Below are 20,573 nucleotides of genomic sequence, written 5' to 3'. Positions count from 1 at the left end.
ATAGTTCTATCCCTGTAAATCAGAAAGATCTGTTGTGTAGTGCTCAACAATTTCACCAGTATCAATAGTATATAAATCATCACATAATACCTGTAATTCATTTTGATCGTGGCTAGCTATAATAATTGTTTTACCTTGCTTTTTTAAATCTAATAAGAGCTCTCTTACAATCTTAACAGCATTTTTATCTAATGCATTTGTGGGTTCATCTAACACTAGAATATCTGGATTTTCCATTACTGCTTGTGCTATTCCTAATCGTTGTTTCATTCCCAATGAATATTTTTTCACTTTTCTTTTATCGGTTGGGTCTAAGCCGACTTGTATTAAAACCTTTCTAATATCTTCCTCATTGATTTTATTTTGGATAGAAGCTAGTAATTTTAGGTTTTGTAATCCTGTATAGTTTGGAAGAAAACCAGGATATTCAATTAATACTCCAATGCTGTCTGGAAAATTATCATCAAGTTTCTTTTGGTTAACGAAAACTTCCCCTTTGGTAGGTTTTATTAAACCACAAATTGCACGTAATAGCATGGTTTTACCCGATCCATTTTTCCCTTGAAATCCATAAATTTTCCCTTTATCTAATTGTAAATTTATATTGTTTAATACAGTATGACCTTTTATTACCTTTGTTATTTTTTTTATTTCTACAATATATTCCATAAATTCACCCTCTATTCTTCCTCCTTCATAATATCCTTTTTCTTTATAATTATAAAAAAGGCAAATAACGAAGTGGCAAAAACAATAAAATTATATATGTATGAATCTAATAGACTCGTATGTGTAAATGGTGCATGTCTAGTAAGCATTGCTTGTGCTCCAGGACTAAAAGAAGAATTCACAAATACAGGAATTAAATAAAAAATCCCCAGTATTATAAAACTAAATATTGGCTTAATCAACATGCTTAGGGCCACGTGAAACATACCAAGTGATAAAGATGTTGTATACATCAAAAAGAAGATCGCCAGTATTATATTATAAGGTTGTCCTGTATCGTTATATGTAAAGTTAAATCCAGTGAAAGTTATAAAAAGAAGAAACATAGTTACATAATAAAATGTGATATTGATAATTAGCCAACATATTTTACTTATAATCCATTTGTTTTTCTTCTTAAGTCTTGTAAAAATATACATACTATAGGTTCTATAATCCTCAGACACATTATTTCCGATAATAAAGAAAATATAAAGTTGTACGAGTAAAAACATATACGGTATCTCAATACTAGAATCAGGAAGTTTTGGACCTTTAAAAAAATAATTTATGAATACATCACTAGTTGGTTTATTGCTTGTTTGGCTAAATAGAAGTGTGATTATACCAAAGATACTAAAACAAGCTAACCATTTCCAACGATTTGTATAAAAAGAAACCAGCAAATCGTATCTCAATATATTTTTCAATATAATTCTACCCTTCTTTTTTCATGACTACCCATTCTATAGGGTTAAGCATAACTTGTTTTTGTTCCTCCTTACTAAGAAGCATTGATTTTTTTATTGTCGGAAGGATACTATAGTAAACACCATATTTTACATCATCTCTAGTAAGGGCACTATATTTTAAATAAGTTTTGGATTGATTAGGTTGTATTTTGGAAATCTCTCCTTTTGTTTCAGATGCAAAGAGCTGATTCCCAATGCGCACGTCATTATTATCAAGAATATAGGAAGGATTAATTTCGTTTTTTCCATTGTTTTCAATTGTCACATAAAATTTTAGATACTTATAAACCTTTGGAGATTCCTCATTACCTTCAAAGGGTTTGTTTGACATTTCATATTTTACAGTCATAGATACATCTTCAAATTTCACAACTTCTCCAGGCTGGAATGTTGATACATTTACTTTTGCAGGTGTATTTTTATTAACATTTGTATACAAAAAATAATATGTAGTTCCTAATATAAGAAATACTATAGTTATGATACCTATCTTTTTTTTGTTCATTCTCACTTTTCACCTCTGATACTTTGGGAAATAAAAGATTTTCTTTTTATAACTCGTAATCCAATATTGTAGAATATACATGATAAGATCAGCAAAAATAGAAATGCATGTATAAAAAGTTTCAAATTTCCTTCTTCTTGAGTTTGTATACTTGTTTGCCAAATAAATAGGCGTACGGGATTATATTGATGTAATTCACTCATTAACCAAACACATACTAACAAAAATGCAACTAAAGTTTGATTTATTACTAACCTAATTATTAAAAATGATAAACAGATAGCTAACAACCCAATTGATAGTAAAAAACCTCTGATCCAGTAATCGAGAATATTCGTGTTGAAATTCAAGTTAAATAAAATACTATAAAATAAGAGAATAGATTCGTATAAAAAGCTGAATAAAATGGCGATTATTATGGTTTTCAAGACCATTGTATACCAAATTTTAGTTCGGTTTCGAATACGAACAATTATCATATCGCTTTCGTATATTTGAAGGAATGAGATGATACACAACAAGCATAATGGCGCTAGAATTAAAGCAAGTATATTTTCACTCATGCTATAGTGCAAAAAAGCTGTTATATCAGTATTATTCGCTCTTTTTATGTAATACATAGAAAATAAGGCAATTATGTTAAAAGTAAAGACGATAAAAAACAATACAGGTAAGATACCTTTCATTGTCTCTAAGAGCCGTTTAATTAAGTTCATGTTTATTACCCACTTTGAGAAATACAGTTAAAGTGATATACATCATAGAAATCCAAAAAACAATAATAAAAATTAAAGATGCATTTTTTACTCCCGATGGTCTTAAGAATCTTTCTGGCGACCAATTATTCAAACCAGCAAATTCACAAATTGCTGAGATAATAATCCAAATAAAAAATGGAACTAAGCAAACAATATATTTTTTGGAAGTAAATAACCCGGCGCTTAAACCAATAACTGCTAAGAAACCAGCATATAAAAAATTGATTAAGCAATAGAATAGTACGTAAAAAATTGGATTCGAATACAACAAATCAATCATTAACGAACCGTTAATTACTTGAAATGTACCATAATGAGCCGGCCAATTTGGAAACAGACAAGTTAAAATGATGTAATGAACAAGTAGAGGAAACACAAATAAGATTCCACCAGTTAAAAATGTGGCTATAAATTTAGCCAGTAAATATTTCTTTTTCTTTGCTCTTACATACAGAAAACAAGTGTAGTTTAAATGGTTATCGGCTGCGTACGACCAGCTGAATGGTAATACCACTAATAGTGGCATAAAAAAGAATATTGTTCTCAAAATCCCTGTTTCATTTACATTAAGCCATAAATACATAGGAGTTATGGAATCGATTGTCATATATTCTTCTTGTGCTGTAGGTATTACTTCAAAGAGAATATTGTAAATCATATACAACATAAATAGACCAAGTGAAATTAAAAAAGGCATACCTTTAAAAGCTCTTGATAGTTCAAATTTTAATATAGAATCCATACATATCACCTCTAGAAAAAAAGTGGTGCACCATTACACCACTTTTTTTATTTGTAAATAATATTTTCATTTACATATCTTATCTACTATCAGGACTCCAAACTCCTTCTACTCTACAAGATGTAAAATTTCCACCCAGAGTTGCCCTTATTGTTACATCACGTTGACGGTACAGTTCATAAGCATTATTAGGTATCTTATAGACACCATATGCATCACTAGTATATCTTTTAGCCTTAGATACAATTTCCCCATTATGTCCCATCTCAATCCAAGCGCTATATGATTCACCGCCATTATTAGTCCACTGAATTTTTTTGTATACACTTGAGTCGTTATATTTTGTTCTATACCCAGTATAATCACTATGTTTGCCATTACCATCCCAACCTGCATCAAATGCAAAATTCCAGTGTGTATCCTTAGTATCTGCATGCGTAATCGCACCAGATCCAACAGCGACAATAGCACCTGCTAAGAGTGTTGTACCTAAAACCTTTTTAATCTTATTTTTCAACATAATTTTTTCTCCTTTTAAATATACAAAAAATCATTAAATTTACATTTGATATTTATCGTATATGTAATAATAAGTGCATTTTGAATATCCTTCTAGAGAGGCCTCTCATTCTTTAAGTCTATTCTCTATATATTGGGCAACTTGCCAAAATTTATATTATACTACAAACATTTCAAAAGCAAACTTTTTTTTCCTTTTTTTACTTTTTCTTTATTTTATAATTAATTTTTATCGACTTTATATACAGAATTAAGTAGTAAGGAACATTTTAAAAATAAGAAAGAAAGAAAAAAACAACTGTATTTTAACAGGTACATACTTTGAATTAAAAACTTTATCCATTCCTCTATTACTAATATTATATTATTCCAAATCTAGAATAATAAATGACGTTTAAACTCAAGTAAAAAAGCTTGAAGGCATGAACTATGCCTTCAAGCTTTTTTATATTATCTATATTAGGGAAGAAGAATAAAAGCTAAACTCTATACCCACGTAATGTAAAATTATATTTCTTTCCTTTTAAATTTTAACAAAATAATTCTGTATCGATTATGCAATTATGCATAATCGGTATTTTTTCCAACCCCATCAAAGAGACCTGCATAACTTTCATCTTTAATTTTAATAATTAGTATGAATGATACTGTCCTAAAGAGTTTATATGGGGATGGAAATGTTAAAAGAAAAAATTCAAGTGGTAGGCATAACGAATAGTGCTGTTTTTCAAATTCAAATGATTGAGATAAAACCAAATTAAAAGTAACATAAAGACATCTCTCTACTTCCATGTTTAGTAGTTCTATAAGCAAAAATATATAGTGTTTTTTCAAAAACGAGAGAACTACGGGGATAAAATGATAGTAATCATTTCTTTTCCCAAAAGAAAAACCCTGTCTAGTGTTATCAAGACAAGGTTCTTTAGACAACTATCATAGCTTAGCGATGGTTCTTTGGGAACTATGGCGTAGTTTTCATAGCTTATAACAGCTCTTTAATCAAAGCACAGCGATGTTTCTTAGAGAACTATAGCTGCCGCTGAATCATTTCTTTAAGATCGTTAAACATAGCATTGCGATTTTCCTTAAGGAATTATAGCTGCGGCTTCCAAATTGCCATTGAAATACAATCATAGCGTAGTAGTATTTACTTTGGAACTATAGCCTTGATACAAGGGTAACTATTTGTACAGGTTTCATTTCATAGCGACCTTCCTTATGGAGCTATAACTTGCAATGTTTTAATGCCTTTGACATCATTAATCATAGCATTACGATGGTTCTTAGGGAACTATAGCCAAATCATTATCATACCGCGCCATGTCAAAATCATAGCATTGCGTTGTTTCTTAAAGAACTATAGCCTTGCGTTTTTCATTCACCATATTCTTTTCATCATAGCATTGCGATATTCCTTATGGAACTATAGCCATGACCTCACCACATTAACCATGCAAGACATCATAGCATTGCGATTTTTCTTTTGGAACTATAACAAATAAAATGAAAATGCCTATTGTTTAAGAAACATATCATAGCAACATCCCTTATGGAACTATAGCTAGAAAGTATTAACTTAATGACGTAACTCAATCATAGCATTGCGTTGTTTCTTAGGGAACTATAGCCATTGCATTCGATTCATCATTTTCAAATTGACCATATCATAGCAATATTTCTTATGGAACTATAGCTAGTATTGTGAACAACTCAACGCAACGAAAATCATAGCATAGCAATATTCTCTACGGAATAATAGCATTAATATTAACAAGTTAAGAAATCTTCCTCTTAATTAATTCATATCACTATTATTCCCAATCTCCTTATTTTTTATAATTATACGTTTATCTAGGTATAAAGTTTGTTTTTAGGGTTAATAATGCAACTATAAGGATCATATCATAGCGATGTTTCTTACGTTACTATAGTAAGGGCAATGGCCCGTGGCGTTTGGGGATCGCCTTATCCTGTATGGATATTCTCCCCATGAGAAAAGCACCTAAGCATAAGGCTAAGGTGCTTTTATTTTGAGAAACGTGAAGGAGGTTGTGTAATTGCGATATGTATTAGGATTGGATATTGGAATCGCATCTTGTGGTTGGGCTGTAATCAATCAAGAAAAAGAGAGAATTGAAGATTTAGGGGTTCGTATTTTTGATAAAGCTGAAAATCCCAAAGACGGAAAATCGTTGGCTGCACCTAGGCGTGACGCTCGCTCTACTAGGAGAACCCTACGCCGTAAAAAACATAGAATGCAACGAATAAAGATACTTTTAGTAAAACAAGGCTTACTATCCAAGACTGAACTTAACCATTTATATGAAAGTGCTACTGAAGTCGATGTTTGGAACTTACGTTTAGATGCTCTAGAACGCAAATTGAATCCAAAAGAGTTTACCAGAGTTCTTATTCATCTTGCAAAAAGAAGAGGGTTTAAATCTAATAGAAAAGAAACCACTCTCTCAGAAAATGGACAAATCTTAGAGAGCATTTCAGAAAATCAACAGATCATGGAGCAACAAAATTATAGAACTGTTGGAGAAATGATTCTAAAGGATAAAAAGTTTGAAAACCATAAAAGAAATAAGGATGGTACTTATATCGGAACTGTTACTCGTCAACAACTTCAAGATGAAATACAAATGATATTCCATACACAACGTTTGTACAAAAACGATTATGCAACAGAGGAATTTGAAAGTAGCTACTTAGAAATCTGGGCATCTCAACGTCCCTATGCTTCTAAAGATCAAATTGAAAAAATGATTGGTTACTGTACCTTAGAGCCTAAAGAAAAAAGAACGCCTACAGCTTCTTGGTCATTCCAATATTTTGTAGCGCTACAAACCATAAACAACCTCCGACTGATTAGTAAAGACAAGATAGAGGAACTTTCTTTTGAAGAAAAGAAACAAATTATGAATCTAGCACTTGAAAAACCTATTGTTAAATACATTGATATCCGAAAATTACTATCCATTCCTAACGAATTTCAGTTTAATAGTCTATCATATTCAGCTGATACAGTAGATACTACGTTAGAGAATAAAAGATGTATAGAACTCAAGGAATATCACTCTATTAACAAGGTATATAAACAAGTTTATGGAAAGAACACCCCAAATTTATTACCTATAGATTACGATACAATTGCATATGGACTAACTATCTTTAAAGATGATAAAGATATCCTAGAATATTTACAAAATAAGTATGTAAATGCAAAAGGAAAACCTATAAAGAATTTAGCTAAAAAAACCTACGATGACACATTTATTCAGGCATTATTAAATCTAAATTTCACAAAAATGGGACATTTATCATTTAAAGCTTTAAAAAATATTATTCCTTTTTTAGAAGAAGGTCTATCATACGATAAAGCGTGTGAGAAGGCAGGATATAACTTTAAGGGCACATCCTACACAGAAAGAACAAAGTATCTGCCTGTTATCCCTCAAAATACAAATCCTGTTGTACATCGTGCTCTTTCACAAACAAGAAAAGTTATAAATGCCATTATAAAAAAATATGGTTCTCCAAACGCAATCCATATCGAAACTGCAAGAGAACTATCAAAAACATTCCAAGAAAGAAAAGAAATAGATAGTAGGTACCAAGATAACTCTAAAAAGAATGAACACGCCATTCATAAGTTAAAAGAATTGGGAAACATTAACCCCTCAGGAATAAATATTGTGAAATTTAAACTTTGGAGTGAGCAAGATGGTAGATGTATGTATTCTGGAAAATACATTGAACCACATCGATTATTTGAAGAAGGTTATACGGAAGTAGATCACATACTCCCTTATAGCCGTAGCTTAGATGACAGCTATAACAACAAAACATTAACACTAGGAACAGAAAATCAGCGTAAAGCAAACAAAACCCCTTATGAATACATGGGGAATACTTCAATTTGGGATGAATTTGAAACAAGAGTACAGTCAAATAAAAAAATTAACTTTAAGAAACAACAAAAATTACTTTTACAAAACTTTTCATATGCAAGAGAACAAGAATTTATTGAACGCAATCTCAATGATACCCGTTATGCCACCATATATCTAACATCCCTTATTCAACAACACCTCATATTCTCTGAAAGCTCTAGTAAAAAAAAGGTTCGTACAGTTAGTGGAATTATAACATCTCATTTGCGTAGTAGATGGGGATTTAACAAAGATCGGAAAGAGGGACATATTCATCATGCTTTAGATGCGGTAATCGTTGCTGTCACATCCGATGACATGATTCAAAGAGTAACAAAGTATTATAAGTTAAAAGAGCTAAATAGAAATCTACAAGCCAAACGGTTGCCGTTTCCTGAACCTTGGGAAGGATTTCGTTTAGAATTAGAAGCAAGAATTTCTCCAAATACCCAGCAATATTTAAAGGGAATTCATTTTAAAAATTACGCCGATGTCAATTTATCCGACATTAAACCTATCTTCGTTTCAAGGATGCCCAAGCGCTCTATTACTGGTGAATTACATCAAGAAACGATTCGAAAATTCCTTGGTTATAATGAAAAGGGAAAAGTATTAACCGCAATAAAAACAAAATTAGAAGATATTCCTTTTGATGCCAATGGTGATTTTCCCATGTATGGAAAAGAAACTGATTTATATACGTATAATGCCATAAAAGAACGTTATTTAAGTCATGAAAAAGATAAACGTAAATCATTCCAAGAACCCTTATACAAACCTACAAAATCAGGAGAAATTGGACCACTTATAAAATCTATTAAAATAATGGATACAAGAACCATTGTTAATCCTGTTAATCAAGGAAAAGGCGTCGTATATAATAGTAAAATTGCTCGTACTGATGTATTCAAAAAAGAGGATAAGTACTATTTAATTCCCATTTATACAATTGATCTTTTGAAAAATATCTTACCTCAAAAAGCAATTACAGCTGGAAAAGGATATGAGGATTGGACAACCATTGATTCTAGTTTTACTTTTTTATTTAGTCTTTTTCCCAATGATCTAATTCAAATTGTCCCCTCAAAAAATAAAACAATTAAAGCTAGAACAACTGTATCGAAAAACGAGGTATTACTCCCCTCACTCATAGGATATTTTAAAGGTGTTCATAGTGGAACTGCGGGGATTACTGTTGAAACACACGATGGTAGTGTTATAGCAAATGTAGGCTCAAAGCAATTACTATTGTTTGAGAAATACCAAGTAGATGTACTTGGACATTATACAAAAATAAAGGAAGAAAAACGCATGGGGATGGCGATATAGAATGGTAGCAAAAGAATTCAACTTACTTTATTTTAAAAAGAAAAAAATCACATTCTAAACAATTGAACTCCCTCCTTTATCAAATAAAAAAGCCTTGTCTAAACCTCTAGTGACAAGGTTTTTTTCGACATCTACCATATCATAGCGTTGGTTCTTTTGGAACTATAGCATTTTAGTCCGAGTCGGCAATTACCAGCGAACCATATCATAGCAATGTTTCTTTTGGAACTATAGCACCGCATAACTATTAAACAGATTTCTAATGACCATATCATAGCATTGGTTCTTTTGGAACTATAGCTTCCAAGACTTAAACCAAGCATCAATTCCGACCATATCATAGTGATTTTTCTTTTGGAACTATAGCACCGCATAACTATTAAACAGATTTCTAATGACCATATCATAGCATTGGTTCTTTTGGAACTATAGCTTCCAAGACTTAAACCAAGCATCAATTCCGACCATATCATAGTGATTTTTCTTTTGGAACTTTAGCAGCTGTCTACGTGATTTAAATACATCTACAACCATATCATAGCGGTTTTTCTTTTGGAACTTTAGCAGCTGTCTACGTGATTTAAATACATCTACAACCATATCATAGCGGTTTTTCTTTTGGAACTTTAGCAGCTGTCTACGTGATTTAAATACATCTACAACCATATCATAGCGGTTTTTCTTTTGGAACTTTAGCAGCTGTCTACGTGATTTAAATACATCTACAACCATATCATAGCGGTTTTTCTTTTGGAACTTTAGCCAACGTTGATGAGGTACTACATTTCCAATGACCATATCATAGCGTTGGTTCTTTTGGAACTATAGCTTCCCAAGCAGATATTGCACTTTCTGTTACAACCATAGCATAGCGATTTTTCTTTTGGAACTATAGCTGCATTTCACGTATAGCACCCATAAGTTGCCACCATATCATAGCAATGCTTCTTTTGGAACTATAGCTGATACATTGTACCCATTATTTACAACTCAACCATATCATAGCGTTGGTTCTTTCGGGACTATAGGCGTTTAAGGGTTGAAACAAAACATTCCTAAAAACACATTACCTCCAAAATGAAATTGAATTATTTTATATATAGTTTTAACCAATAAAATATGTTCCAAACATAGCTACTCTTACATATCATTATTTTTATCATTTCCTTTACTAATCCATTACAAATGCCTCGTATAGCGCTATGTCTATTTAATACATGCAAATGAATGACCGGTCACAATTCCCATGTTCTCATATACATAACGAAACGTCTCAAATCAAGACTAATATAGTGTTGCACAATCGTTGTTCTCCAAAAAAAATTACACAATTACACATGTGTAATTGTGTAATTGTGTAATTGTGTACATTTTTAATACAGGCTTGTAGCCAAGAATACAAAAGAATTAAATGTAACATGTGCTGCTATTGGCACTTTCATATCCTTGGTTTTTTCATAACTCCATGCATATAAGCAACCATTCACAAAGTAAGGGAAGATGAACCAATCAAAATGCACGGCTGCAAAGATGCCATTAGCTATAATAATCGCTGTTGTACGATTAATTCGCTCAAATAATATTCCTATTCCTAACGGTAGAATCTTTCTAAAAATCCATTCTTCGATTACAGGAGCAATTAATAGAGGGACAATTAAATAGAAGATATTCAATTCCACTTTTGCATTTACGTGTTCTGCATTGCCCGTATCAATTCCAAAATAGCCTTTTATATAGGAAAAAAAGAGACTGGACATAATAGCTAGTCCAGTCGTCATTAACACCCATTTTCCCTTTTCTACTAATCTTTTTACATTCAACTTTCTTCTCCCCTTACTATGATTCTCGTTTATTTTTTAGCAAATTCAAATGTGATCTTTCCGCTAGAATCTAGTTTCAAATACGCATCAAATTCTTTTCCTGATTTCCCTTTCATTCCTTTAATCAATCCTGTTTTCTTACCCGTTAATAATTTTTTAACGTTTGCTTCGCTGATTTTCTTTGTTAAAAATTCGCTTGGAAGAGAGAACTTGCAACCTTCCTTGTAACCTGTACAGCCATAAAAAGTCTTACGATTTGCTATCTCTTTTCCACATTTCGGGCATTTTCCCACGGAATCCTTTGTCTTCATTTCTTGTACCTTGCTATCTATCTGAAGCTCATCAATCGACTTCGTAGCATTCACGATCAGCTGCTTAGTGAATTCTCCTGTCTTCGCAACAAATACCTCTTTAGATCCTTGTTTCTTCCCAATTTTACGCAAATACCCTTCCCACTGCGCTGTCATTTCGGGCTTCGCTAATAATGTGCCGCCCACGGCTTCGCAAAGAATTTCACCTTTCGGTGTAACTGTCACTTTATTCTTTTTCACTTCTATATATTCTTGTTTTTTGAGCGTTTCAATAATGCCAGCTCGTGTTGCTTCCGTACCAAGTCCCTCTACTTCTTTTAGGATACTTTTACTTTCTTCATCCTCTACTGAAGCACCGCACGTTTTCATTAATGTAATGAGTTGCCCTTCTGTATAGGAATTTGGTGGTGTTGTGATACCCTCTTTCGTTTGTATCTTCCCTTGTACAAGTTCACCTTTTTGCACAACAGGAAGGAGAGAATCCCTGTCTTCGCTCTCTTCTTCGCTAGGCTGATCCGCTTTGTATAGCTCTTTCCATCCTAACGCTTTTTCCGCTTTTCCTTTTGTCGTAAACTCCAATCCATTCATATCTGTTGTAATAATCGTTTCCTCATATTCGTAAGGCGCATGGAACATACCCAATACACTCTTTAATACTTCCATGTACAAGTTGCGCTGCTTGTCCGTTAATTGGTCTACCTTTTGTTTCGAAGGAACATTTTTAGTCGCTATAACGGCATAGTGCTCTTGTACTTTTTGATTATCAACGTAGCGTTTATTCGGCTCTAATGATTTTGGTTGGAATGGTACTCCTACAATAGATTGATATCCCTCTAGATTTCGTACCAAATAAGCAAATTCATTTTCTGTAATGAAATTACAGTCTGTTCGTGGATAGGTCACAAGTTTTGCTTCGTATAACTCTTGGACAATTTTCAACGTATCAGCAGGTGAATACTTGTACTTTTTATTCGCTAAAGCCTGTAGGGAAGAAAGAGAGAACAACTTTGGCGCTTCTTGTTTCTTCGGTTTTACTTCAACAGATTTTACTGCACCTTGCTGATTCGCTCCTTCAGTAAGCTGATGTTTCTTCAGTAGCAATACCATTTCATTTTTTGTTTGGAATCGCTCTTTGTATCTTCCTTTATACGTTCCGTTCATTCCCTTAAATTGCCCTTCCAGTTCAAAGAAAGGAGATGGTTTAAAGTGTTTGATGTCCTGCTGCCGTTGATTAATAAGACATAAAACAGGAGTCTGAACACGCCCTACACTGTAAACACCTTGTACGCCTTTTTGACGTAATAACAGCGTATATAACCGGCTTGCATTCATACCAATTGCCCAGTCACTAATTTGACGAGCCTGTGCTTCAGCAAACATACTCTCAAACTCCGCACCTTCCTTCAGATTCTGAAATCCCTTTTTAATTTCATCCACTTCTAAGCTGTTGATCCAAAGGCGTTTCATTTTTTTAGAAGAACAGCCTGCTTCTTGAATGATTAAACGTGCGATTGCTTCACCCTCTCTATCAATATCCGTTGCGATTGTAATACAGTCTGCTTCTTTCATTAGTTTTTTTACAACGTTGAACTGCTTTCTTTTATCAGCTGATACTTTATATCCGTAGCGCTCCGGTAAGATTGGTAGCTGTGAAATCTCCCACTTTTCCCACTCTACTTTATAATCTTGTGGTGCTTTCAATTCTACTAAATGCCCGTACCCCCATGTAATATTCGCTCCATTCGGCATTAAGGAACAAGGCGCAATAGAAAAGTATCCATCCTTCTTCTCTGCTTTCGGGAATGCTTCCGTGTATGCTTTCGCTTGTGATGGCTTCTCCGCAATAATTAATGTAGTCATGTGTATTACTTCCTCTCATTTATAATTTTTTAGTGGAAAACAAATAACATAGCGCTATGATTCCTACGATCTAACAAAAAAAGAGCAACATATCGCTATGTCGCTCTTCAAACAATCTCTATTCACCAAACAAAAAAAGCAGGAAGAATAATCCTCCTGCTTTTACAATTCTAATTTAATCATCGTTCTTTTATTTTATATCATTACGAAGGTGAACGAGTAAGAACTCCGCTGAATATGTCTCTATTTCTTTTCATTTATATCATTACGGAGGTGAAACAGAAAAAGAAATCCGTTGAATTTCTATATATTGATTATATATTGTTTTTGTTTAATTATCATCTTTTATTTTGTTTTTCATCTCTCACGCCCCATTTGACGCATATATGCTATTCTTCTAGCTTTATCTCTTTCTTTAGCTTGATCTCTTTCTTTATATTCTTGGCACTTTTCTTCTAATTTAGGGAAATCACAACAAACTCCTTTTAAGAATTTTTGCTTATGCGAAGGCTTTCCTTCTACAGTTGCATCTTTATATACTTTTTCCACTTTATTAGAAACTCGATCCATATTTTTTTTCAAAAATAAATACTGTTTTAACATCAAATTACCATACTTAGGATCTGCCCCCGTTTTTTCTGCTATATCAATTTCTTTACACTCTTTTTCTGGGACTGGAATCATGTTATTGACCAATAAAACTCCAATTCGCTTCTCAGCATTATCATTATCGAATAACTTTACACTGACCTGACTATTAAAATTTTTATCGTTACGTGATGTTAAAGGTACAAAATAATCATGACCATTGATTTTTTCCAATACACCTACATACGGTCTGCTATGCTGTTCATCTTTATTAAAAGGTACTTTACTATCCACTCCTCTTAGATAATCTATATATTCAGTTGAAATGGTGTAAAATTTAGGATTATCTTTACTAGTCAAATTTCTTCTCCCCCTAGAAACAAAAAAAGTAGGAAGAAAACTCTCCCTACTTTTAAAATTCTTTTTTAGCGCCTACTACGGTAAGGCTACACCAATTTTTTGGTACTCACTACGGTAGAGTTACACCAATTTTTTCGCACCTACTAAAGTAAGGTTACTCTAATTTTGTACCTTTATTATATGCGGTTTACTAATAAAAATCAACATTTTCAACATCATTTCACTTTTTTTATCTTTCTCTGCCCATCTGTTGTAAGTAAGCAGTTCGCCTTCCTTGCTCTCGCTGATTGGCTACTCGCTTACATTCATCGTTCCAATCCCATTTTTTCTCTTCATACGGCGCTTGCGGATATTCAGGTTTAAATGCAACTATGCTTCCATCATTCTTTTCATATCGAAAATGTATCAATCGTTCCGCAAAAGCTTTACCTGCCTTATCATTATCTACACATAGTGAAAGACTATCAGGAACATCACCAATACGCTCTTGACTCTTCATATAGTAATTAAATACCACTTGTGGTTTCAGCCCTTCCATACTAACTAAATGCGTATCTTTGAGGTCGTGTTTTTGTAGCGATACGTAGCTTAGTAAATCAATTGATGATTCAAAGAACTTTAGGTTTCGAGGTTCGCCCTGCAATACGTTAAAACCGTAGTTAGCCGTAGAGTTTTTTTGTATACTTTTCCACGCCCCACGTTTGTATTTATCCGATTTTACAACTCCTTGCTCTGATCCACCCATTACCGCTCCCGTTTCACGGTCTTTCCACAGGAACAATACATTGTTGTACTTATCTTGTTTAATGAGTCCTTTTTTATGCAATGCATCTACAACTTGCGGATCAATCTTTCTTTCCTCAGTCAGATACTCCCTTGCTCTATCCAATTGTGGTACTTCTTTTTTTGCAAAATGGTCACAGTCATAAGGCTCACTCACAAATATAACCTCTGAAGCTTTTTCATAGTCCTGTTCTCCGTCCAGTAATTGCTGCATCGCCCCAGGGAACGAAGCATCTTCTACCTCCTGTACAAACTTAATAATATTCCCGTTAACCCCTCTACTGTTCCAGTAGAACTGATTTTTCTTCCTATCGATGATTAAGCTATCGTGTTCCGCTAAGCGGTAATAACGTTCACTGTCAGACTTTACGGGTATATCGTTTTGCATACAATAATCCACAATATCAAGAGATGCTGCCTTTTCAATTTCTTCTTCCGTATATCTTTTGGTATTCTTCTTTTGTTGTTCCATGAAAATCCCTCCATTAAAAAAAGACCATGCATTTTTTTACATGGTCTTTTTCGATTTATTTATATTTGTATTCGTTCTGCTTTAACTAAATAACGCTTTAAAGGATTCTAAAATGCCCGAAGATCCAAATTGGAAACTTGCCATTCCATAAGAATACAGCTCATAAACAACTACAATCGTACTAATCATCAAAATCATTTTTTCCGCTATACCGTTATAGCTGTAGTAAAAAACATGGAATCCACTTTGAAAATTTCTATTGGATAATGGCAGCAGCCACTTAATCCCTTTTTTAGAGAAACTGTCTTCCACTAAATGTAGAAAGTACCCTGCAAAGATGCACATGCCATTTGTAAAGGACAACGGTGTCATCCCGACTGCAAATAAAATAGGAATCAACACAAGCACTAAACCAAATAGTGAATGAGTGATTCCCCTATGACCAAATACCATATTCATCAAGTCTGATACTCCACGAGTTCTCCTACCAATCCATGAATGCTGTTCATCTATATCCGGCAACAACGCCCCAAAACTAACCGCTATAACATTTCCAACCGTGAGGTTGCCCGTTGATGCCAAGACAGGCAGGGCAACCGCTAGGCTTGTTGTAAGATGCGTTTTATACTTCATTGGTTATCCCACTTTCTTATATTAATAATCACGACCAAGCATGTGTTTCATCATATAATGTTTTCTTGCCTGCTCCCTTGTTTGTAATATTTGCTGTTGTTCTTCCTCATGGACTGTATCTTTCCCAACATATCGCTTTCCAACTTCAGGGATGGTTTTCGATTCTTGCACCTCTATAGCGTCATGCTCTTTCTTCACCGACCCGACTATTTTAGCGGATTCCATTTGAAACACTTCTTCTGTTTTGCCTTTTCGATCATTTACAATCTCTTCTACTGGATTGAAACGAAGTTCTCCATCTTCAATCTTCTTTTCTTCCATATATCGAAGAGGAGCAAGTCGTTTTTCTTCAACATCTTCGTAGCCGATTGCTGTATAATGAGCATCCTTGTCCTCTATCTCTTCAGGACTCACCTCTTCTGCCACCACATAGCCATATCCCTCAAAGTGATAAGCCGCTTCATCCTGCTGCAATGGCTTCCCTGTCGATTCGCAATAAATAACCATATCTTCATTTACTGGATAAAGACCTTGATACTCCACATCACCATTCATGATTTCGTTGTGTGATTTAGTAATCGAATGACTAATATGATTAACAGCTTCAAATACAGAGTGGTTAAAATTAAAATCAATATCACTGTCTGATACATATTCAGATAGGCACTCCACTTTCATATTTTGTTGTCTATCTGTTGTTACTTTTGCAATCGGCATCTCATAAAGTTCTTCTTGAATAAGTTCAGCTTCATAATACGGTTCAAGGTAATCTGCAATTTGATTGAAATTCTCCATTTCTTTTTCCGTTCCGCATCTATTTACAACAGATAATAATTCCCCTAAACTCAAACGCATATCAGGATGAATTTCTTCAATTACTCGATTGTCTTCAGATAGTTGAATTTCGTAATTCTCCCAGTGCTTGCCTAAATCAATACCTAATTTCTCTTCAATTTCTAGAGCTGTTTTTTGTTGAATGGCTGTTACTACTTCGTGGTTATCCATCATTTTTTATCTCTCCTTATTAATTAAAATTCAAAATAAAAAAGAACACCTATTAAGATGTCCTCTTACCTCTCCATTTGTTGCATATATGCCATACGTGCAATCCTTCTTGTTTCTCGCTGTTTTATAGCGGCTGCATCTACATCTTTTTCCGTTTTATTAGATAAAAAATGGTCAACCTTATTCTGTTGTTCTTCAGAATTAGATTGACCTTTTATATCACCATTATCTTGTTCCCTATTCTTTTCGCTCTCTCTTTGCAATTCAGATATCTTCTTGTCGATTGTATTTATAAAGCTACTTGCTGTTTCATGAACACGCATAATGGATTTATCTTTCTCTTCTATATCCTGTCCGTTTTTTGTCCATTGAGCGATATAAGGTACTGTTGCTTCTCTTGTATCCATACCATAATGTTTGCACACAATATAAGATGTTAGCTCCGCTTCAAACTCTTCTGTAGGGGCATGTTCTAGTGAAGCAACCTTTTTATTGTGTAACTTCGCATGAGCTAATTCATGAATTGCAACAGATAATTCATTCGTCTCAGTGTTCCTTGTATTCATCACAATTTGAGCAAAAGATGAACCTGCTACTTCAACATATGCGCCATGTATAGTCCCTAATTCTTTAATCAATGCGCCTTGTCCCATATCTTTAATTTTAATATTTTCTTTCTCAGCTAATGCATGAATACCAATCTTTAATAACTCTTTATTCTCTTCATTTACTTCAAAATCAAACTGACGATTCGGGAATATTTTAGGCAAATCCTCAGGTGTAGCATTTGTTTGCGAAATATCAAACGCTGTAGCTTTCAAGTAATAACTTGTTTGCTTTTCTACTTTTAATTCTCCACTTTTCACCTGTTTCTTTTGTTCCTCTGTTAAATTTTTTAGCGGAATTGCTAATTTTGTCTTTGAATCTCTCACATATTCCTTTATATAAGAATGAAAAACCTTCATTGCTTTTTCACCCTTATTCACATGGAATCCAGCATCTTTAAACGCTTTAAAATTCGCACATGCATACGCACTTTCAAATTGCGACCTAATCAACTGCATGTTTCTAGGAGAATAGTTACTAAACTTCGCCATGAATCCAGCCAACTCAATCATGTCTTCAGTGGATTCATAGTACTTCGTAATATCCGTAAGAACCTTGTCCATAATTTCTTTTGTTTCTTCTTTAATTTGCTCTTTTGTCTTAGGTGTATATTTCTTTTTGGTGTAAGTCATTCGCAAATTACTCCTCGCTCTTCATCATATTTCACAAATGGTAAACTATCATGTTCCGCTGCTCCATGCATAAACTCGACATAAGCTGCCGCTTCTTCTTCAGAAACTTTTACGATAACTTGCTTATTAAATAAATATTTACTTAGATGCACCTCATTCTTTACTTGGTCAACACGATCAATCATATAAAAATTATTTTGAGACATATTACACACTACCTTTCTATTATTACAGGGCTAATTTGAAGTATATTTTTTCGTAAGTTTGTTTTCCTTTGCCCCAATTTATATTCCAATCCTCTAACGAACCTGAGTATACCTCTTTAAATTTTAGAATCGGATTATCCATTGAACCCACTATCACAATTCCAAATCCTTTATCATATGTAGAATCATCCTCATGTTTTTTCCACAACTCAAATTCTGAAATTCTATATTTTTCAGCAAAACCAATAACCGTTTCCAGTATCCAGTTTTCATTTTCATTTTCTCCTTCAGTTATCTGCTTCTCAAAATCCACCTCAAAGCACTCACCATAATCATCATTTCTAATTAGAAAATGATTTTCTCCTTTCTTTATATTCTCTTCTATAATGGTTCTATTTTCTTCGTTACGGCTAAACCTTGTACTTGAAACGATGGAATAATACATTTTTTTCTCCACTTTAAATCCTCCCTTTAAATTAATAATCCATTTCTTGTTGTCGTGCAATTCGTTCCTGCACTCGCTCATATTCTTGTTCTGCTCGCCATTTGGTTAAATCATCGTTCAACGCTACTTCTATATTTCGTACATCCTTCTTTCGAATTAAAGGCGGTTTGTATGGAGAATATACGGGGTAATCTCTTCTTATTTCTGACCGCCCCCTTTCATATTTATTTTTAATTTGCTCATTCTTTTGCTGAAATTGATACAGCGGATTGTCCTCATAAGGGTTCTTTTTCTTTAATTCTTTTAGTAAGGAATTACCCATACGCTTCTGCATATCTTTCATTTGATTCTTTGCGTAATCCTTATCTTCCCTTTCCGATTCCCCATATAAACCTTTTTGAAAGCTAGATTCTTTATCTACAGCTTCCTGATATTCATTAAAAATTGGATTGTCTTTCATCAACAACCCTGTCAGTTCATCAATTTTATTTCTTGTTTCATTCGGCATTCTTTTGCTGCCATATGTCCAATCTTTTTTGTTACTAGGTAACCCGTTGTATATCTCTTGTAATAAAGTAACTTCCCTACTTGGTTGCTTTTCTTTTGATTGTAGGTACTCCTTTTTGACTTCTTGCACTAGGTTATTTCTTAGATTAGATATTCGACTCAACTCACTTGTACGATCTACGAGAGAGTTTGAAAAAGTTGTTTTCATATGATCTAGTGTACTTTGTTTTCGTTTTCCTTTTGGTTCATAAAAAGTTTCCCCATCCACCTTAACTTCGACTAACTTTCTTCGATTCTCTTTTTCCACCGTTCCAAAATGAATGTGAATATGTTCTGTATTTCGATGAATAGATGCAAACCAAAAACCATTATTCTCTTCAATTTGTTCATCCTTGAATAACTGTTCCATCATCTTATGACTTGCATTTCGTATCCGATTTTCATCTAATATATCCGTTACAGGGTCATATAATTTTTGTTCGATTAAAAAATCTGTATCGAATGAAATAACATCTTGATAATAAACCGATCCTTTATTTTGTGCTTTTCCCACCAGTTCTTTTATTTCATTTAAATCATTAGAGGTAATTACATTTTTATTTTTTGAGAAGACACCCGACAAAATCCCTTCTGCTTCTACCCCCTCCTTTTTGCCCTCCTTCATTTCTTCAGGAGACAAATCTTCTATATGTTTATTAAGCAATGACATTTCTTCTTCTTCCGTTTTGGTCATTTTCTTTTTGCTTTCTAACGCATATTTTCTTCCCATATAGCTAACATACTTTTCGAAATCATTTGTAGTATTAAAACTGTTTGGAGAAGTTAAGAGCACCTTTGCTTCTGCTTCTTTTTCAGATACACTCACTTTCTTTTGATTAGAATTAGTACTTCCTCTCTCCATATCAAAAGAGTCAATTGCGTTTTGCAATCGACTCAGTTCGGTTAGTTCTGTATTTGTTAAGGTATGTCCATCTTTCAAAAGTGCTTTTTGTCTCATGCAATAATCTACATACGTTGTAAAACTCTTTTGGTTTGGAATGGTATATTGAGATGTTAATATGATACTTGGTGATTTTCCCATACATCATTCTCCTTCA

17 protein-coding genes are annotated in these 20,573 nt (G+C 33.5%); 1 reads left to right on the top strand and 16 read right to left on the bottom strand.

The window, feature by feature from the left end; translation table 11 throughout:
- Positions 1 to 6: 6 nt before the first annotated feature.
- The 5 genes from MKX66_RS30235 to MKX66_RS30215 all read right to left on the bottom strand — a co-directional run bounded on the left by MKX66_RS30235 (position 7) and on the right by MKX66_RS30215 (position 3,985).
- The gene (locus MKX66_RS30235; RefSeq protein WP_341088201.1) at positions 7 to 669 is read right to left on the bottom strand and encodes an ATP-binding cassette domain-containing protein; all 663 of its coding nucleotides are present in this window, start codon (positions 667 to 669) and stop codon (positions 7 to 9) included.
- 11 nt (positions 670 to 680) lie between these two features.
- A complete protein-coding gene (locus MKX66_RS30230) occupies positions 681 to 1,406 on the bottom strand; it encodes a hypothetical protein (RefSeq protein WP_341088200.1) in 726 nt (241 codons plus the stop codon).
- Positions 1,407 to 1,425: 19 nt separating this feature from the next.
- Positions 1,426 to 1,965, bottom strand: a complete 540-nt coding sequence (locus MKX66_RS30225; protein WP_097822048.1) for a hypothetical protein — start codon at positions 1,963 to 1,965, stop codon at positions 1,426 to 1,428.
- 702 nt (positions 1,966 to 2,667) lie between these two features.
- Entirely contained in the window at positions 2,668 to 3,465 is a 798-nt protein-coding gene (locus MKX66_RS30220; protein WP_341088199.1) for a hypothetical protein, read from the bottom strand.
- Between the two features lie 79 nt (positions 3,466 to 3,544).
- Positions 3,545 to 3,985 carry a hypothetical protein gene (locus MKX66_RS30215; protein WP_341088197.1) on the bottom strand — a complete coding sequence of 147 codons (441 nt, stop codon included), beginning with the start codon at positions 3,983 to 3,985 and terminating at the stop codon, positions 3,545 to 3,547.
- A gap of 2,056 nt (positions 3,986 to 6,041) precedes the next feature.
- Between MKX66_RS30215 and cas9 the strand changes: the two genes are divergently transcribed.
- Positions 6,042 to 9,248 (top strand): type II CRISPR RNA-guided endonuclease Cas9, encoded by a 3,207-nt coding sequence (gene cas9 / locus MKX66_RS30210; RefSeq protein ID WP_341088195.1) that lies wholly within the window; start codon positions 6,042 to 6,044, stop codon positions 9,246 to 9,248.
- A 426-nt stretch (positions 9,249 to 9,674) separates the two neighbouring features.
- On the opposite strand, the gene MKX66_RS30205 is transcribed toward cas9, so the two are convergent.
- The 11 genes from MKX66_RS30205 to mobP2 all read right to left on the bottom strand — a co-directional run bounded on the left by MKX66_RS30205 (position 9,675) and on the right by mobP2 (position 20,557).
- Positions 9,675 to 10,046, bottom strand: a complete 372-nt coding sequence (locus MKX66_RS30205) for a hypothetical protein (RefSeq protein WP_341088193.1) — start codon at positions 10,044 to 10,046, stop codon at positions 9,675 to 9,677.
- A gap of 575 nt (positions 10,047 to 10,621) precedes the next feature.
- Entirely contained in the window at positions 10,622 to 11,068 is a 447-nt protein-coding gene (locus MKX66_RS30200; RefSeq protein ID WP_341088191.1) for a CPBP family intramembrane glutamic endopeptidase, read from the bottom strand.
- A gap of 29 nt (positions 11,069 to 11,097) precedes the next feature.
- Entirely contained in the window at positions 11,098 to 13,239 is a 2,142-nt protein-coding gene (locus tag MKX66_RS30195) for a type IA DNA topoisomerase (RefSeq protein ID WP_341088190.1), read from the bottom strand.
- A gap of 357 nt (positions 13,240 to 13,596) precedes the next feature.
- Positions 13,597 to 14,187, bottom strand: a complete 591-nt coding sequence (locus tag MKX66_RS30190; protein ID WP_341088188.1) for a type III toxin-antitoxin system ToxN/AbiQ family toxin — start codon at positions 14,185 to 14,187, stop codon at positions 13,597 to 13,599.
- Positions 14,188 to 14,416: 229 nt separating this feature from the next.
- A complete protein-coding gene (locus tag MKX66_RS30185; protein WP_341088187.1) occupies positions 14,417 to 15,442 on the bottom strand; it encodes a DUF3991 and TOPRIM domain-containing protein in 1,026 nt (341 codons plus the stop codon).
- Positions 15,443 to 15,523: 81 nt separating this feature from the next.
- Entirely contained in the window at positions 15,524 to 16,075 is a 552-nt protein-coding gene (locus MKX66_RS30180) for a metal-dependent hydrolase (RefSeq protein WP_341088186.1), read from the bottom strand.
- A gap of 21 nt (positions 16,076 to 16,096) precedes the next feature.
- On the bottom strand, positions 16,097 to 17,083 hold the full coding sequence (locus MKX66_RS30175; RefSeq protein WP_341088184.1) for a hypothetical protein: 987 nt from the start codon (positions 17,081 to 17,083) through the stop codon (positions 16,097 to 16,099).
- A 62-nt stretch (positions 17,084 to 17,145) separates the two neighbouring features.
- A complete protein-coding gene (locus MKX66_RS30170) occupies positions 17,146 to 18,318 on the bottom strand; it encodes an ArdC family protein (protein WP_341088182.1) in 1,173 nt (390 codons plus the stop codon).
- The gene (locus tag MKX66_RS30165; RefSeq protein ID WP_098839618.1) at positions 18,315 to 18,524 is read right to left on the bottom strand and encodes a DUF5511 family protein; all 210 of its coding nucleotides are present in this window, start codon (positions 18,522 to 18,524) and stop codon (positions 18,315 to 18,317) included. Before MKX66_RS30165 ends, MKX66_RS30170 begins: the two co-directional genes overlap by 4 nt.
- 22 nt (positions 18,525 to 18,546) lie before the next feature.
- Positions 18,547 to 18,981, bottom strand: coding sequence for a DUF5514 family protein (locus MKX66_RS30160; RefSeq protein WP_098839617.1), 435 nt, complete (start codon positions 18,979 to 18,981; stop codon positions 18,547 to 18,549).
- Between the two features lie 19 nt (positions 18,982 to 19,000).
- Positions 19,001 to 20,557: a MobP2 family relaxase gene (gene mobP2 / locus MKX66_RS30155; protein WP_341088180.1), complete on the bottom strand. Its 1,557-nt coding sequence runs from the start codon at positions 20,555 to 20,557 to the stop codon at positions 19,001 to 19,003.
- Positions 20,558 to 20,573 lie beyond the last annotated feature (16 nt).

Source organism: Bacillus sp. FSL R9-9530 (assembly GCF_038008145.1).
Lineage (GTDB): Bacteria > Bacillota > Bacilli > Bacillales > Bacillaceae_G > Bacillus_A > Bacillus_A mycoides.
The sequence above is the reverse complement of the archived record's forward strand: the minus strand, read 5'-3'. Positions and strand labels throughout refer to the sequence as shown.

Bases quoted from the DNA above. Each gene is read 5' to 3' on its own strand.
- MKX66_RS30165 (WP_098839618.1), bottom strand. From the start codon at position 18,524: ATGTCTCAAAATAATTTTTATATGATTGATCGTGTTGACCAAGTAAAG.
- MKX66_RS30185 (WP_341088187.1), bottom strand. From the start codon at position 15,442: ATGGAACAACAAAAGAAGAATACCAAAAGATATACGGAAGAAGAAATT.
- MKX66_RS30215 (WP_341088197.1), bottom strand. From the start codon at position 3,985: ATGTTGAAAAATAAGATTAAAAAGGTTTTAGGTACAACACTCTTAGCA.
- MKX66_RS30220 (WP_341088199.1), bottom strand. From the start codon at position 3,465: ATGGATTCTATATTAAAATTTGAACTATCAAGAGCTTTTAAAGGTATG.
- MKX66_RS30175 (WP_341088184.1), bottom strand. From the start codon at position 17,083: ATGATGGATAACCACGAAGTAGTAACAGCCATTCAACAAAAAACAGCT.
- MKX66_RS30170 (WP_341088182.1), bottom strand. From the start codon at position 18,318: ATGACTTACACCAAAAAGAAATATACACCTAAGACAAAAGAGCAAATT.
- MKX66_RS30225 (WP_097822048.1), bottom strand. From the start codon at position 1,965: ATGAACAAAAAAAAGATAGGTATCATAACTATAGTATTTCTTATATTA.
- MKX66_RS30235 (WP_341088201.1), bottom strand. From the start codon at position 669: ATGGAATATATTGTAGAAATAAAAAAAATAACAAAGGTAATAAAAGGT.
- mobP2 (WP_341088180.1), bottom strand. From the start codon at position 20,557: ATGGGAAAATCACCAAGTATCATATTAACATCTCAATATACCATTCCA.
- MKX66_RS30205 (WP_341088193.1), bottom strand. From the start codon at position 10,046: ATGGTCATTGGAAATGTAGTACCTCATCAACGTTGGCTAAAGTTCCAA.
- MKX66_RS30180 (WP_341088186.1), bottom strand. From the start codon at position 16,075: ATGAAGTATAAAACGCATCTTACAACAAGCCTAGCGGTTGCCCTGCCT.
- MKX66_RS30195 (WP_341088190.1), bottom strand. From the start codon at position 13,239: ATGACTACATTAATTATTGCGGAGAAGCCATCACAAGCGAAAGCATAC.